The organism is Photobacterium sp. BZF1, from assembly GCF_014349205.1.
Lineage (GTDB): Bacteria > Pseudomonadota > Gammaproteobacteria > Enterobacterales > Vibrionaceae > Photobacterium.
Genome location: NZ_JACSOF010000081.1, coordinates 12119 through 29108, shown reverse-complemented (window position 1 = coordinate 29108; position 16990 = coordinate 12119). Strand labels below are relative to the sequence as shown.

The window sequence follows — 16990 nt, the reverse complement described above, 5'->3', positions numbered from 1 at the left end:
ACCTGATCCCATGCCGAACTCAGTAGTGAAACGTAATAGCGCCGATGGTAGTGTGGGGCCTCCCCATGTGAGAGTAGGACATCGCCAGGCTTCCAATTTCAGAAATTCGCAAACGCGGGTTTCACGCAGAATTGCGTGCTGGTATAGCTCAGTTGGTAGAGCGCACCCTTGGTAAGGGTGAGGTCCCCAGTTCAAATCTGGGTACTAGCACCACGATTTTGTTCAGCGACAATAGCACAGCGGTACCACCTGATCCCATGCCGAACTCAGAAGTGAAACGTTGTAGCGCCGATGGTAGTGTGGGGCCTCCCCATGTGAGAGTAGGTCATTGCTGAACACCTCTTCTAAACCCAGCCTAACGGCTGGGTTTTTTCATTTTAGCTATGTAAATAGCTCCCTCAATGTAATACCAACTCCTTTGATTAATCCTCCATTCCTATGAAGTAACATCACATCTTTCACTATTCATCTCTCTCTTTAACTGTAATGGAATAACTTGTTACCAACTCAATTGGTATATAAAGGTGCAGCCTTGTATATTCGGGCCTTTGTTACTCGAAATAACCATTTATTAGTCAGTTAGGGTATAGAAAATGAAAAAGCAGGCGCTCGCTGTGAGCATCGTTGCTATTTTGGCAGGATGCAGCTCATCTGATTCAACGCCAGTTGAAGACAGCCTAAATTTGCGTATTTTGCATATCAATGATCACCACTCCAAAGTTGATGCGAGCGAAAAGCAGAGCTTGAATCTGGGTGGCGTAGAAACGTATGTTGATGTCGGTGGTTTTCCACGTTTGGTGACCAAGTTTAACGAACGCGACAGTGGTAACGTGCTGAAACTACATGCGGGTGATGCAATTACCGGTACCATGTACTACAGCCTGTTCCGTGACGAACTGCCAGACGCGCTGATGATGAACCAAGTCTGTTTTGATACGTTCGCGCTGGGTAACCACGAGTTTGATGACGGCAATGAACAACTCGCCCACTTCATCAAAACCCTGACGACTAGCGAAGAGGCGGATGCCTGCGGTACCGATGTAGTCGCGGCAAATGTTCAAGTTGATCCATCAAACCCAATTGCTGGCCTATACACGCCGTATGAAGTTTACCAATTTGGTGAACACCAAGTTGGTGTGATCGGTATTGATATTGGAGATAAGACCAAAGACTCTTCTTCGCCATCTGAGGATACGGTATTCCTCGACGAAGTTGAAACGGCACAAAAATACATCGATAAACTCAAGTCAGAAGGTGTCAATCATATTGTATTGTTGACCCACTATACCTACGAAAATGATGTCGCAATGGCGTCACAACTTTCCGGCGTGGATGTTATTGTTGGCGGCGACAGCCACTCATTATTGGGTGATGCTGAAACGTTCGCTGCAATGGGGCAGCCTATTAGTGGTGACTACCCAACTATTTTGACCAATGCCGATGGTAATGATGTCTGTATTGTTCAGGCTTGGGATAATGCCAAAGCAATGGGTGAACTAAACATTCAGTTTAATAGTGAAGGTAACGTTGTGAGTTGTGACGGCCATGCTCACCTACCGCTTGGCGATAACTTCACTGCTGACTCTAAGGGGAAAGAAGCCCACAGTGAAGCTGAGCTGAAAGCGATTCGAGACTATGTTGCTGCTACAGCTGAAGTCAGCATTGTTGCGGAAGATGCAACTACTGTCGATAAATTGGCTTACTACAGCGCCCAAATTGAGGAGCGTAAGCAAGAGATCATCGGCAGCAGCGATGCTAACTTATGTAATGAACGAGTACCTGGTCAGGGTCATGCTTCGGGGTCCTTGTGTGGTGTTGAAAACGCCAATCGTGACTTCCTGAATGCGCATGGTAGTGTTATGGCCAATATTGTTACTGATGCCTTCGCACACCTTTCCCTACGCTCTGATATCGCACTTCAGAACTCCGGTGGTGTACGTACCAGCATTCCAGCTGGTCAGGTTAGCGTGAGTCATGCCTTTAATGTATTGCCTTTCACAAACTACCTAGTCAACCTCGATATGACAGGTCAAGAGATCGTTAACACCTTGGAAGATGCGCTTGATAATGTTGTAGCAAACAACTCTTCAGGTGCGTTCCCTGCAGCGACGAACCTACGTTTCGATGTTGATTTGAACAAGGCTAAAGGCTCTCGCGCGAGCAACGTTGAAGCTCGTCGTCGAGGTGAAAATAGCTGGCACCCAATTAAGCTTGATGAAACCTACGTCGTGGTAACCAACGATTTTGTTGCAGCAGGTGGTGACAGCTACTTGTCTATGGTTCCTGCATTTGAAGACGATAACCGTCGTGAAGATACGGGCTTGCTTTACACCGACTCATTGATCAACTACATCAAAGCGTTGCATGCCGAAGGCAAATCACTGCAGCAGCCGACAGTCGATGAGATGGCAGTTCAGAACTTTATCCCGTTAAAAAGTAACTAAATTGTCAACATCAGCTTGTTAGCTCATTGGGCAGGCAATTGAAGATGACCGTAAAGGAGGCTGAGGCCTCCTTTTTTATTGGTCGTTTTTGAGGGTGGAGACGTCAGTTCAGTTACGGACACAAGTTTGTAGGGATGATAAAGGCGGCTACTGTAACACTGTCTTCGAGGGGATATACCAGCCTTGCCTTGGGTTGCGCTTAGTTAGAGAATCAGGTAGGTTTAGATATCTGGACGTCTAAACATCTCTTGCCTATTATGGCTATATCAATAGGTTTAGACGGGAAACACGTTTAAGGAGAAGCACCCATGCCGATTAAGATCCCTGACAAATTACCTGCAACCGATATCCTACGAGGAGAGAATATCTTCGTGATGTCGGAAGCCCGTGCTTCGAGTCAGGAAATCCGTCCTCTGAAGGTGCTGCTGCTTAACCTGATGCCAAAGAAGATTGAAACGGAAACCCAGTTTCTGCGTCTGCTGTCCAATAGTCCGCTGCAGGTCGATGTTGAATTGCTCCGTATAGACAACCGGCCTACCAAGAATACGCCGACTGAGCATCTCGACACCTTCTATCGCCAGTTCGAAATGGTGAAAGACCGCAACTTCGATGGCTTGATAGTAACGGGTGCTCCGCTTGGCTTGGTGCAGTTTGAAGATGTGCTCTATTGGGAAGAAATCCAGACCATCATGAACTGGGCCAAACAGCATGTGACTTCAACGCTGTTTGTGTGCTGGGCAGCCCAGGCTGGCTTAAAACTGCTGTACGATCTGCCTAAGCGTACCCGCAAGGAGAAGTTATCAGGGGTCTATTGGCACCGTATTCATGATTGCCACAACCCGATCCTGCGTGGCTTTGATGATTCATTCTTGGCGCCACATTCCCGCTTTGCCGACTTCTCACCAGAGTATTTGGAAGAGCATACTGATCTAGATATTCTGGCGACGTCTGAGCAGGCCGGTGTGTACTTGGCTGCGACCAAAGACAAACGGAATGTGTTTGTAACCGGTCATCCGGAGTATGATGTTGATACCCTGCATAATGAGTATGTCAGGGATGTTGGGGAAGGAATGGAGCCAAATGTACCGGTGAACTACTACCCGGACAATAATCCAGATAACCCACCCATTGCCAGCTGGCGTAGCCATGGTCACCTGCTGTTTGCCAACTGGCTAAACTACTGTGTCTACCAGCAGACTCCTTATGACTTGGAGCATTTCTCGGAAGCCAACTTCACCACAGATGAATAGTTTGTTGCCGAATAACACAATACTTGCAGAGTAGGTGGCCATCCAGCTTTACGTATGCGGCCCATGCACTAGGATAAAATTTCAAAACCTACCCGCCAGGGACGGCGGGTTGGAGCGACATGGATGTCACTTTGCGCTTTTGAAATTTACATTCTGGTGCTTGGGACGTTCTTTCAACTGCAATAGAAATAGTTCCCAGCTAAAAAAAGACCTGCCGAAGCAGGTCTTTTTTATCGTAGCTATTTACTTGGGCTATTTTCGGCTTCCCACAATTTGGCTTTGTGGATCAGCGGGGTAATCGTCGACCCCTGAATCAATATAGAGAACACGACTACCGAGTAGGTCATCACCAGCATAATTTCCCGCACATCAATGTTCTTGTCAGGGATCACCATCACACCTGCCGGCACTGCCATCGCCATCGCAAGGGCCAGGCCACCGCGTAGGCCACCCCAGGTCAGGATTCTAACCGACATCGGGTTGTAGTCGCGGTAGCGGTTGAAACCGACGTAGGAGAATTTTACGCTGAGGTAACGGCTAAGCAGTACTAGCGGTACAGCGATGACCATCAAGACCCAGTCTTCCTGGTGGAAGCTGAACTGCAGCATGCTCATACCAATCAATAGGAACAGTACGCCATTGAGGAACTCATCGACCAGCTCCCAGAAGTGGTCGAGGTGTTCTTCACTTTCCTTCGAGAAGCCAATATAGCGGGTCCAGTTACCGATCATGATACCTGAAACTACCATAGCCAATGGTCCTGAAACGTGGATGACATCGGCAAATACGTAGCCGGCAGTCGGTATGCCCAGCGTGAGCAGTAGTTCCATTGAGTGGTCATTGGTCGAGCTGATCAGGTAATGGAAAATAAGGCCTAGGGCGAAACCGTAGGCGATACCGCCAATAGCCTCTTGCAGGAAGAGTTGGCCAACACCAAGAACGGTAGGGGCTTCGTTACCAAAAGCGATGGTAAATAGGGTAACGAAAATGACAAGGCCGAAGCCGTCATTGAATAAAGATTCGCCCTCAATTTGGGTAGAGATACGCTTTGGCGCATCGAGTTTTTTTACAATAGCGAGCACGGCAATCGGGTCAGTTGGCGAGATCAGCGAGCCAAAGATCAAACAATAGATCAAATCGAGCTGGATACCGAGTACCTGACAAATACCCCACAGGGAAAAGCCGATAAAGAAGGTTGAAAATAAAGTGGCGGCAAGCGCAAGTGTGGTGATTTCCCACTTTTGATCTTCTAGGTGGGGAAGTTTGATCCCCAAACCACCCGCAAACAGCAAGAAACCTAGAATCCCTTTGAGCAAGAAGTTCTCGAAGTTGATTTCGCCAAGCTGGCTTGCAGCAATGTCTTCTAGGTGGAACCAGCCGTTATGCCCGGCAACAATGATGCCCAGAGATAGCACCAACGCCCCAGCAGTAATGGCGATAGTGGTCTGCATTTTTCCTATTTTACTGTTTATAAAAGCGATCAGCATTGCTGCTGCCGCCAGGAAACAGAGGGTGCTGTAAACTGACATCCAGTGACCTCGATGGTAATTGAAAGTAAAGCTGAAAATTGTGTCAAAATATAAATCTATCGCTGCCCGATAGCTATCTTTAATTTCTTACAATGAGTTAAAAATTAATCAACGAAAAGCCCTTTAGACGTCTAGATTTCCATTTTTGCTATGGTAGGATGTGAACTAGCTGTAACATTAGATAAGGAAGTAAAGCGGTGTTGATGGGCAAGGATTTACTAAATAAGCGCTTGGCAGAGCAGATCCTGATCATTGATGGTGGCATGGGCACCATGATCCAGGGCTACAAGCTGGAAGAGCAAGATTACCGTGGTGAGCGTTTTGCCGATTGGCACATGGACCTCAAGGGCAACAACGATTTACTGGTACTGACCCAACCACATTTGATCAAGGATATTCATGCCTCATACCTTGAGGCTGGTGCGGATATCCTAGAGACCAATACCTTCAACGCGACCACCATCGCGATGGCCGATTATGAGATGGAAGCGTTGAGTGCCGAGATCAACCTCGAAGCAGCCAAGCTTGCCCGTCAAGTGGCCGACGAGTGGACGGCAAAGACACCGGACAAGCCGCGATTTGTGGCCGGTGTGCTGGGCCCGACCAACCGAACTTGTTCCATATCGCCGGATGTAAACGATCCTGGTTTCCGCAATGTTACCTTTGACCAGTTGGTCGAGGCGTATGCCGAATCGACCCGCGCATTGATCGAGGGTGGCTCAGACATCATCCTTATCGAGACGATTTTCGATACCCTCAATGCCAAGGCGTGTGCCTTTGCGGTCGATACTGTATTTGAAGAGTTGGGCTATTCGTTACCGGTGATGATTTCCGGTACGATCACCGATGCATCAGGCCGCACCCTGTCAGGCCAGACTACCGAGGCATTTTATAATGCCCTACGTCATGTTAACCCTATTTCATTTGGCCTGAACTGTGCTCTTGGTCCTGATGAGTTGCGCCAGTATGTCGAAGAGTTGTCGCGCATCTCTGAATGTGCCGTCTCTACCCACCCAAATGCCGGTCTACCCAATGCCTTTGGTGAATATGACTTGTCTCCGGAAGAGATGGCGAGCCATATCAAAGAGTGGGCGGAAAGCGGATTCCTAAACTTAGTCGGTGGCTGTTGTGGCACCACGCCAGAACATATTCGCCAGATGGCCGAAGCAGTGGCAGACATTGCGCCTCGGGCGTTGCCTGAGCTACCGGTTGCCTGCCGTTTGTCGGGTCTTGAGCCGCTGACCATTGAAAAAGATACCTTGTTCGTCAACGTAGGCGAGCGAACCAACGTGACCGGTTCGGCGCGCTTCAAACGCCTGATCAAAGAAGAATTGTATGACGAGGCGCTGGAAGTTGCCCGCCAGCAGGTAGAAAACGGTGCCCAGATCATCGACATCAACATGGATGAAGGGATGCTGGATGCCGAAGCGTGCATGGTGCGATTCCTCAACCTGTGTGCTTCCGAGCCAGAGATTTCCAAAGTGCCTATCATGGTCGACTCCTCGAAGTGGGAAGTCATCGAAGCTGGCCTGAAATGTATCCAGGGCAAGGGGATTGTTAACTCTATCTCGCTCAAGGAAGGCAAAGAGAAATTTGTTGAGCAGGCCAAGCTGATCCGCCGCTACGGTGCAGCCGTGATCGTGATGGCGTTCGATGAAGTGGGCCAGGCTGAAACCCGCCAGCGCAAGCTGGAGATCTGTACCAATGCCTACCGTATCTTGGTCGATGAAGTTGGCTTCCCGCCGGAAGATATCATTTTCGATCCGAATATCTTTGCGGTTGCGACCGGCATCGAAGAGCACAACAACTACGCGGTTGATTTCATCGAAGCGGTAGCCGACATCAAGCGCGATCTGCCCCATGCCATGATTTCTGGTGGCGTCTCTAACGTCTCGTTCTCTTTCCGCGGTAACAATTACGTCCGCGAAGCTATCCATGCCGTATTCCTGTACCACTGTTTCAAGAACGGTATGGATATGGGGATCGTCAATGCTGGTCAGCTTGAAGTGTACGACAACGTACCGGAGAAGTTGCGTGAAGCGGTAGAAGACGTAGTCCTGAACCGCCGTGATGACTCGACAGAGCGCCTGCTGGATATCGCTGCGGAATATGCCAATAAAGGCGTGGGCAAGGAAGACGATGCGTCAGCACTTGAGTGGCGTACCTGGTCGGTAGAAAAGCGCCTTGAGCATGCCTTGGTCAAGGGGATCACCGAGTTTATCGTTGAAGATACCGAAGAAGCTCGACTCAATGCCTCCAAGCCGCTTGAAGTGATCGAGGGGCCGTTGATGGATGGCATGAACGTGGTTGGTGACCTGTTCGGTGAAGGTAAGATGTTCCTGCCGCAGGTAGTGAAGTCTGCTCGGGTAATGAAACAAGCGGTTGCCCACTTGGAGCCTTATATTAACGCTGCGAAACAAGCGGGTGCGACAAACGGTAAGATCTTGCTGGCAACAGTAAAAGGCGATGTCCACGATATCGGCAAGAACATTGTGGGCGTTGTACTCCAATGTAATAACTACGAAATCATCGATCTTGGTGTGATGGTGCCGTGCGAGAAGATCCTTAAGGTCGCCAAGGAAGAGAATGTCGATATCATTGGCCTGTCTGGATTGATTACACCTTCCCTCGACGAGATGGTCCATGTGGCGAAAGAGATGGAGCGCCAAGGCTTCGACCTGCCGCTGTTGATCGGTGGTGCGACGACATCCAAGGCTCACACTGCAGTGAAGATCGAGCAGAACTACAGCCATCCGGTGGTGTATGTAAATAATGCCTCCCGTGCTGTTGGCGTGTGTACCTCGCTGCTGTCTGATGAATTGCGTCCTGCTTTTGTCGAAAAGCTTGATGCCGACTATGTCAGGGTACGTGACCAGCATAGCCGCAAGCGTCCAAAGACCAAGCCGGTTTCCCTGGATGTTGCACGGGCAAACAAGGTCGCGATTGATTGGAATAGTTACACCCCGCCGGCACCTCTGAAATCAGGTGTGCAGGTCTTCGATGACTTCGATGTTGCTACCCTGCGCCAGTATATCGACTGGACCCCGTTCTTTATGACCTGGTCGCTGATGGGTAAGTATCCAGCTATTCTTGACCATGAAGAAGTGGGTGAGGAAGCGCGTCGTTTGTTTAAAGACGCCAATGACTTGCTAGACAGGGTTGAGCAGGAAGGCTTGCTCAAGGCGCGGGGGATGTGTGCTATGTTCCCGGCCAATAGTGTCGGAGATGATATCGAGGTGTACACCGATGAGTCGCGCACTGAAGTGGCCAAGGTACTACACAACTTACGCCAGCAAACCGAGAAACCGAAGGGCTTCAACTACTGCCTATCGGACTACATTGCGCCGAAGGAAAGCGGGAAAGCCGATTGGATTGGTGCCTTTGCGGTCACCGGCGGTATTGGTGAACGTGAGTTGGCCGATGCCTACAAAGCGGCGGGCGATGACTACAATGCGATTATGATCCAGGCCGTGGCCGACCGTTTGGCAGAAGCGTTTGCCGAATACCTGCACGAGCAGGTGCGAAAGGATATCTGGGGCTATTCGCCGGATGAAGATTTGTCCAACGATGATCTGATCCGTGAGAAATACCAAGGGATCCGCCCTGCACCGGGCTATCCGGCATGTCCTGAGCATACCGAAAAAGGGTCGCTGTGGGAGCTATTGCAGGTAGAAGAGACCATCGGTATGTCACTGACGACCAGCTATGCTATGTGGCCGGGTGCGTCTGTCTCGGGTTGGTACTTCTCTCATCCAGACTCGAGATACTTTGCGATCGCCCAGATCCAAGATGATCAGCGTGACAGCTATGCTGATCGCAAGGGCTGGGATTTGGTCGAAGCCGAGAAATGGCTGGGGCCGAACCTCAACGGCTAATAGATTTTCTTCAACAACAAAAAAGGCGCTCATTGAGCGCCTTTTGCTTTTCTACTAATCAGAATCTTATCGGTTTCGTCTTACTCGAACAAACCGTGGTGCAAGACTTTGATCACCTCGCGTGATTCTTCCGTCTTCACTAGGAAGCACAGGTTGTGGGTGCTGGCGCCGAAGCAGATCATGCGTGGGCTGTAGTCATCCAACCGGCTGAATACCTGGGTTGCTGCGCCTGGGGCATCACCAAGCTCGTTACCAATCAGGGCAACCAGGCAAAGGTCTTGCTCGACTTCCACGCGGCAAAGCTTGCTCAGTTGTTCCATTGCCGTTGCAGGCAGGCTTGGCGCGCCGCCACCGGTATCGGTTTGATCCAATGTCAGTGACACGCTGACTTCAGAGGTGGTGATCAAGTCAACTGAAATCTTGTGCTCAGCAAGAATGCGGAATACCTCAGACAAGAAGCCGTAGGCATGGAACATGTTTAGGCTGGTCAGGGTAACCATGGTCTGGTTACAGCGCAGGGCGAGGGCGCGGAACTTAGGCGGCTCGCTCACTTGCTGGCGGATCCATGTGCCGCCTTGTTCAGGCGCCTTGGATGATCCAATGAAGACAGGGATCTGCTGGCGAACTGCTGGCAGCAAGGTCGACGGATGGAGGATCTTGGCACCGAAGTTAGCCATTTCAGAGGCTTCGCTGAAGCTGATTTCGCTTATTGGCTTGGCATTAGCAGTGATACGCGGGTCGGTGGTGTACATGCCCGGTACGTCAGTCCAGATCTCTAGGGTTCCTGCACTGATAGCTTCGGCAACAAGAGCTGCACTGTAGTCACTGCCGCCACGGCCAAGGGTCGTAGTTTCCCCGTTAGCGTCTGAACCGATAAAACCTTGGGAGACGATAACTGTCTCGCCTTCCAGCAATGGCTGGAGCTGGGCATCAGCAAGCTGGCGGATAGTGTCGACTTCCGGGATAGCTTTGCCGAACTGGCTGTCGGTACGCATGACAGAGCGAATATCGAAACGTTGGGCTGTCGCCCCCATTTCGTTAAGAATTTGGGTAAATAAGTGCGTCGACAACAGTTCACCATGGGCAACTAACTGATCGGTCAGTTTGGTCGATGGTGCTTCTGCGGCCTGTTCAGCAAGGCTTGCCACGTTATTGATAAGTTGTTCTATGTGGCCAGTGACAGCATCTGGCTGGGCCAGGTTGTCGATAATATTCTGGTGAATAGAGGTCAATTTATGTAGCCGTTGGGAGCGCTGCTCGTTATCGGCAATTCCGTTTGCAAGTTCAACTAACAGGTTGGTAACGCCGGAACAAGCACTGATCAAAACTACTTTAGCAGCAGGGTTGTCCTTAATGATCGTGGCACTTCGGCTCATGGCGGCATGATCGGCTACGCTAGTACCGCCAAATTTCGCTACGGTTATCGGTGGAGGAATAGTAAAGTTATTTTCGACAAAGCTCACAACGAGTCTCCCAGTATTAAAGAGTATATACGCAATTAACAGGGGGCTCGGGATGGTAGTCCCGACAAAAAAGTCAGGAGAGCAAAAAGGTAAGATGTAAACCGATACAACAACCAGAAGCTCCCCACCTATTCATTACCAGGGTGAATAGGTGACAGCCAGAAGGATTCAACCTTCGTAGCCGATACGCCATGCCCCCTGTCATGTCGTATCTCGGCGTTACTCCCCCTCTCCAGACTGCTTCGGGGTGGGGCCCCGCAATCAAGATACCTGGGTAACGCTCCTCTTCTGTCTTCACCTGAGAAAAACCTTTCCTCAGGATGAACAAAAAACGATCTACATTGAACCGGATTTACAGGTATGTTGTCAATTACATAGAAATAAAATATGCATAAATTTTGCAAAAAATTGTCACAAATAGTGATGGATTCTTTGTGCTAGAAGGTGGTGGCGATTTGGTATAAGCATAATTAGCTCATTGCTGATATAGTCAATCAGTACCTTACAATAACGATTTACTGTCACGCTTACTGCCAGGGAGGAAAACAATAATGACGATTGGTAGCTTCTACCCACCACAGCGAACCCTCATGGGGCCGGGTCCTTCAGATATCTACCCGCAGGTGCTACAGGCCCTGAGCCGCCCAACCATTGGCCACCTTGATCCGCTATTCATCGGCATGATGGATGAGCTCAAGCAACTGCTGCAATACGCTTTCCAAACCCAAAATACCTTTACCATTGCCGTTTCCGCACCGGGCAGTGCCGGTATGGAAGCCTGCTTTGTTAATTTGGTTGAGCCGGGCGATAAGGTGATTGTATGCCGTAATGGTGTGTTTGGTGATCGTATGCGTGAGAATGTCGAGCGCTGCGGTGGTGTTGCCGTGATGGTCGATAACAACTGGGGTGAGCCAGTTGAACCTATCTTGGTCGCCCAAGCACTAGAAAGCAACCCGGATGCGAAAATCGTAGCTTTTGTCCATGCCGAAACCTCAACCGGTGCACTAAGTGATGCTGAGGCAATTGCCAAGCTAGCCCGTGAGCATGACTGCTTGACGATTGTGGATGCAGTAACCTCTTTGGGTGGTGTGCCTTTGCTGGTGGATGAGTGGCAGCTGGACGCGGTCTATTCTGGCAGCCAGAAATGTCTGTCTTGTGTCCCGGGTTTATCGCCACTGACTTTCTCGGAAAAAGCGGTAGCTAAAATTCAGGGCCGTCAGGCACCGGTACAAAGTTGGTTCCTTGATCAGAGCCTAGTACTCGGGTACTGGAGCGGTGAAGGCAAGCGTAGCTATCACCATACTGCGCCGGTTAATAGCCTGTATGCATTACATGAAGCCTTGGTTTTACTGCATAACGAAGGTTTGGAAAATGCTTGGCAGCGCCATAGAGATGCTCATTTAGAGCTCCGTGAGGGCTTGGAGCAGTTAGGGATTGAGTTCGTCGTCGATGAAGCTCATCGCCTGCCTCAGCTTAATGCGGTCTACATTCCTGACGGTATTGATGATGCTGAAGTCAGAAAGACCCTGCTGGAGCGTTACAACCTGGAAATTGGTGCTGGCCTTGGTGCCTTGGCCGGTAAGGCCTGGCGTATCGGTTTGATGGGGTATGCTGCCCGCAGTGAAAATGTCGCCCTGTGCCTGCGCGCACTGGAAACGACGCTGAAGTAATTTCCAATTAACCAGCAAGTTAACAAAAAATGGCTACCGTTAGGTAGCCATTTTTATTTGTGTCGATAATCAAGGGGCCTCCGGCCCTTCTTCTGGTGGCGCTAAGGCCGCTGGCGCTGTAAAGGCATGGCCAGGGTAAAGGTACTGGGCCTCATCCAATATTTGTGCAGCTTGTTCTTGTTGCCCCAGTTGTCCATGTGCCGTGATCAGGTTCTGGTATAGATCCGGGCGCGGCCACTGTTTGGCTTTATTCTGGGCCCAATTGATGTACTCCTGAACCAGAGCCGGGTTATCACTGGCAATGCCAAGCTGCAGTTGGGTAAGGTGCAAATCCCACTCAAACCGGTCTTTCCATGCCCATGGGTTGTTGACTCGGAGCAGGTAGTCCACATTGGCCGGTTGGCTGGTTTCATATTTGGTCAACTGGGCACCTGAATAGAGGGTCGTCGCCATAAACCCGGTGGTGGCGAGTGGGACGGTCAGTACCAGTGCCCGTATCGAGAGGATGTAGTCCATCCGCTTTTTGTAGTATTTGGCCGTTAGGTTATCGACCCAATAAATAAGCAGGATGAATATGACCCAGTGCACCAGGGAGTGGTAGAACGGGTACTCCAATTGGGAGTGCAAGACGATGGGGAAGAACAAGCCAATCAGAGCTAGCTGAGTACCATCCCGTGCTTTCTTTATCTTCAGGAAAACGGCTGCCGCGGCTGCCAATAACGCCAACAGGGGAACAATGCCTCCTTCAGCAGCCCAGAAGATCAGTTCGTTATGCGGGTGGGTGAGGGCTGCCATCCCTGCTGGGCTGTCTGGGTTATCGTGATGCCATCTTGCCGTTTGGGTGATGTAGCTGACTTCAAACGTGCCGTAGCCGTAGCCGGTCAATGGTTGGTTGAGGAACATCTCGGCCGCCTGAGGAATATGCATTGCGCGAGCACTCACCAAGCTCAAGCGGTTTTCCTGTGGGGACCAACCTGTTGAACTATTGATATGCCAGGAAACACTGAGCCCCAGTACTATCATCAATAACCACATTCGCCATTGTGCCTTGGCTGCAAAACGGCGCAGGTATGGAATAAGGAGTACGGTCCCGACAACGGCGCCAAGCCAGCCAGTGCGCGAGCTCAGTACGACAAGGATTGGTAGGGTGACTACAGGAGTCAGCAGTAGGAAGCACTGCTGCCAACTCCACTTACCCCGGTACATCGGGATACGTGCCAGCAGGTAACCAGAGAGCACTATGCCGGTAGCGAGGAAGCTGGCCATGACGTTAGGCTGCTGGAAAATACCATAAGGGCGGTTGGCTATGGTGTCATAACCGATAGGGTTGCCGGGCTCGAGGAGCATGAATTGTACCCAGCCAAAGCCTGATTGGATCCAGACCGCGGCAAGGACAAACCACAACATGCGTTGGCGCTGCTTGTGGTTGAACGAGAATTGCTGCAAACCGACGAAAAACAGCAGGCCGGCCCACAGGCCCAATAGCCGGGGGAGGCTTTGGCTCGTGTCGGCGCTGGGATAAAACACAGGGAGTGTCAGCAATACACAGCAAACAGCAAGGACAATAGTCAGCCGCGAGTAGCGCCACACCCGTTGACGGCAAATTTCCAGCAGGCCAAAAGCGATGGTAAAGCTAAATGGGATCCAGCTCATGGCATTGAATGATAGCTCAAGGCCTGAACCACCAGGATTATGCTGGAAGTAGTGCATGGCAAGCAGGAATAAGATCCCGAGTGACACCAAGAAGGGCTTGATCATCGGCTTGCTGATCCCTTTCTCGGCAAGGTTGGTGCCTTTTACGTATAACACTGTCATGGTGGTTGTGTTGGATCCCACTGTCTTAATCAAACAAAACCGGGCTTGGTTGCAAGCCCGGTATATCGTCATCGGTTAGGTTGCCAGAGCTATTGTACTGGCGTTCACTCTGGCAGCAAAGGCTTGAGGAAGCGGGCAGTGTGCGAACCTGAGATCTGTGCCACCTGTTCAGGTGTACCGGTTGCAATGATTTCACCGCCACCGCTACCGCCTTCGGGACCAAGGTCGATGATCCAGTCCGCTGTTTTGATAACATCGAGGTTATGTTCTATCACCACAATGGTATTGCCGTGGTCACGTAGGCGGTGCAGCACATTGAGCAACTGCTGGATATCATGGAAGTGTAGGCCGGTTGTCGGTTCATCCAAGATATACAGGGTTTTACCGGTATCGCGCTTGGAGAGTTCGCGTGCCAGTTTGACCCGCTGCGCTTCACCACCAGACAGGGTGGTAGCGGCTTGGCCGAGGCGGATGTAGGACAGGCCGACATCAATCAGGGTCTGCAGTTTTCGCGCAATAGCCGGTACCGCATCGAAGAACTCGCGGGCATCTTCTACCGTCAGCTCCAGCACCTCGTCGATGGTCTTGCCCTTGTAGCGTACCTCAAGGGTTTCACGGTTGTAGCGCTTACCCTTACAGGCATCACACGGTACATAGACATCCGGAAGGAAGTGCATCTCTACCTTGATAACACCATCGCCCTGACACGCCTCACAGCGGCCACCCTTGACGTTGAAACTGAAGCGGCCCGGCTTGTAGCCACGCGAGCGTGATTCCTGGGTACCGGCAAACAATTCACGGATTGGGGTGAAGATCCCAGTATAGGTCGCAGGGTTAGAGCGTGGCGTACGGCCAATTGGGCTCTGGTCGATATCAATGACTTTGTCGAAATGCTCGAGATCCTGGATTTCACGATACGGCGCAGCCTGACCCGATGTTGCACCGTTGAGTTGGTGGTGCGCTATCTGGAAGAAGGTATCGTTGATCAGGGTCGACTTGCCTGAGCCGGACACCCCGGTGATACAGGTAAGCAGGCCAACAGGGATTTCAACATCGACGTCTTTGAGGTTATTGCCCGTTGCACCCAGTAGCTTGACGGTTTTCTCAGGATCCATCGCTACACGCTGCTCCGGTACTGCGATGCATTTCTTACCGCTGAGGTACTGGCCCGTCAATGAGTTATCGTTGGCGACGATATCAGCCAGCTTACCTTCGGCAATCACGTTACCGCCGTGGACACCGGCTCCCGGGCCGATATCGATAACATGGTCGGCCATGCGGATAGCATCTTCGTCGTGCTCAACCACGATAACGGTATTCCCGAGATCGCGCAGGTGGGTCAGGGTCTTGAGCAGGCGCTCGTTGTCACGCTGGTGGAGGCCGATCGATGGCTCGTCCAGTACGTACATTACACCGACCAGGCCGGCACCGATCTGGCTGGCCAGGCGGATACGCTGGGCTTCACCGCCGGACAGGGTCTCGGCGCTGCGGGACAAGTTGAGGTAGTTGAGGCCGACATTGACCAGGAAGCTCAACCTGTCATTGATCTCTTTGAGGACTTTCTCGGCGATTTTGGCCTTTTGCCCAGTCAGAGCCAATTGGTTGAAGAAATCCATCGCTTCACTGATGCTCATCTCGCTCACGGTTGGTAGCGTAGTGTCAGCGATGAAAACGTTGCGTGCCTCGAGGCGCAGGCGGGAGCCACCACAACTGCTACATGGCTTGGTCGAGACAAACTTGATCAGATCTTCGCGTACCGAGTTGGATTCGGTCTCGCGGTAGCGGCGCTCCATGTTGTTGAGGATCCCCTCAAACGGATGGCGGCGTACCGTGATGTCACCCCGGTCATTGATGTACTTGAATTCAATCTCTGTCTTGCCCGAGCCGCTAAGGATCACGTTCTGGATTTTCTTTGGCAGGCTATCGAATGGTGCTTCGACATCGAAGCCATAATGTTCGGCCAGCGACTTGAGCATCTGGAAATAATAGAAATTACGTTTGTCCCAGCCACGGATCGCCCCGCCAGATAGGCTTAGTTCACCATTTTGTACCACCCGATCAGGGTCGAAGAACTGCTGGACACCCAAGCCGTCACAGGTGCCACAGGCCCCGGCCGGATTGTTGAACGAAAACAGGCGAGGCTCCAGTTCCTGCATACTGTAGCCACAGTGCGGGCAGGCAAAGTTGGCTGAGAATACGATCTCTTCATGCTCGCCGTCGGTCATAGGGCTGACAACAACGTTACCACCTGAAAGTTCCAGGGCGGTTTCGAACGATTCTGCCAAACGCTGCTGTAGGTCGTCACGGACCTTGAAGCGGTCGACGACCACTTCGATAGTGTGCTTCTTATGGAGCTCCAACGTCGGTGGATCAGACAAGTCACATACCTCACCATCGATACGGGCACGGATATAGCCTTGTGCAGCGAGGTTGGCCAAGGTCTTGACGTGCTCACCCTTACGTTCTTTGACGATAGGGGCGAGTAGCATCATCTTGCTGCCTTCTGGCAACTCAAGCACCTTGTCGACCATCTGGCTGACGGTTTGGGCGGCCAACTCAACATGGTGGGTCGGGCAACGTGGTTCACCGACACGGGCGTAGAGCAAACGCAGGTAATCGTAGACCTCGGTAATGGTACCGACGGTTGAGCGCGGGTTGTGTGAGGTCGACTTCTGCTCGATGGAAATTGCCGGTGATAGCCCCTCGATATGGTCGACATCCGGTTTTTCCATCAATGATAGAAACTGGCGGGCATAGGCCGAGAGCGATTCGACGTAGCGGCGCTGTCCTTCGGCATACAGGGTATCGAAAGCCAGAGACGACTTTCCCGAGCCTGACAGGCCGGTGATAACAATCAGCTGATCCCGAGGCAGCGTGAGGGAAATGTTCTTGAGGTTATGGGTACGGGCACCCCTGACTTCAATGTTATCCATATCGATGAGCT

General features: G+C 51.3%; 8 protein-coding genes, 1 tRNA gene, 2 rRNA genes and 1 riboswitch. Of the genes, 7 read left to right on the top strand and 4 right to left on the bottom strand.

The features are described from left to right. The 5 genes from rrf (BIZ37_RS17875) to metA all read left to right on the top strand — a co-directional run. A 5S ribosomal RNA gene (gene rrf, locus BIZ37_RS17875) occupies positions 1-90 on the top strand; the annotation flags it as partial. 47 nt (positions 91-137) lie between these two features. Further along, positions 138-213, top strand: a tRNA-Thr gene (locus BIZ37_RS17870). Positions 214-221: 8 nt separating this feature from the next. After that, positions 222-337: ribosomal RNA gene (gene rrf, locus BIZ37_RS17865) — 5S ribosomal RNA — on the top strand. A gap of 256 nt (positions 338-593) precedes the next feature. Beyond that, positions 594-2444, top strand: coding sequence for a bifunctional UDP-sugar hydrolase/5'-nucleotidase (locus BIZ37_RS17860; protein WP_187462632.1), 1851 nt, complete (start codon positions 594-596; stop codon positions 2442-2444). 308 nt (positions 2445-2752) lie between these two features. Next, on the top strand, positions 2753-3694 hold the full coding sequence (gene metA, locus BIZ37_RS17855) for a homoserine O-succinyltransferase (RefSeq protein WP_187462631.1): 942 nt from the start codon (positions 2753-2755) through the stop codon (positions 3692-3694). A 239-nt stretch (positions 3695-3933) separates the two neighbouring features. On the opposite strand, the gene BIZ37_RS17850 is transcribed toward metA, so the two are convergent. After that, a complete protein-coding gene (locus BIZ37_RS17850) occupies positions 3934-5223 on the bottom strand; it encodes a sodium:proton antiporter (RefSeq protein ID WP_187462630.1) in 1290 nt (429 codons plus the stop codon). Between the two features lie 203 nt (positions 5224-5426). Between BIZ37_RS17850 and metH the strand changes: the two genes are divergently transcribed. Next, complete coding sequence (gene metH, locus BIZ37_RS17845; RefSeq protein WP_187462629.1) at positions 5427-9098, top strand: methionine synthase; 3672 nt, start codon at positions 5427-5429, stop codon at positions 9096-9098. 80 nt (positions 9099-9178) lie between these two features. Here the strand turns inward: metH and lysC are convergent, their stop codons facing one another. Continuing rightward, the gene (lysC, locus tag BIZ37_RS17840) at positions 9179-10561 is read right to left on the bottom strand and encodes a lysine-sensitive aspartokinase 3 (protein ID WP_187462628.1); all 1383 of its coding nucleotides are present in this window, start codon (positions 10559-10561) and stop codon (positions 9179-9181) included. A 109-nt stretch (positions 10562-10670) separates the two neighbouring features. Next, positions 10671-10857, bottom strand: a riboswitch (Lysine riboswitch). Positions 10858-11112: 255 nt separating this feature from the next. Between lysC and BIZ37_RS17835 the strand changes: the two genes are divergently transcribed. After that, a complete protein-coding gene (locus BIZ37_RS17835; RefSeq protein WP_187462627.1) occupies positions 11113-12231 on the top strand; it encodes an alanine--glyoxylate aminotransferase family protein in 1119 nt (372 codons plus the stop codon). A gap of 69 nt (positions 12232-12300) precedes the next feature. On the opposite strand, the gene BIZ37_RS17830 is transcribed toward BIZ37_RS17835, so the two are convergent. Both BIZ37_RS17830 and uvrA read right to left on the bottom strand, forming a co-directional pair. Continuing rightward, a complete protein-coding gene (locus BIZ37_RS17830; RefSeq protein WP_187462626.1) occupies positions 12301-14046 on the bottom strand; it encodes a PglL family O-oligosaccharyltransferase in 1746 nt (581 codons plus the stop codon). A 104-nt stretch (positions 14047-14150) separates the two neighbouring features. After that, a complete protein-coding gene (gene uvrA, locus BIZ37_RS17825) occupies positions 14151-16979 on the bottom strand; it encodes an excinuclease ABC subunit UvrA (RefSeq protein WP_187462625.1) in 2829 nt (942 codons plus the stop codon). Between the last annotated feature and the right edge of the window lie 11 nt (positions 16980-16990).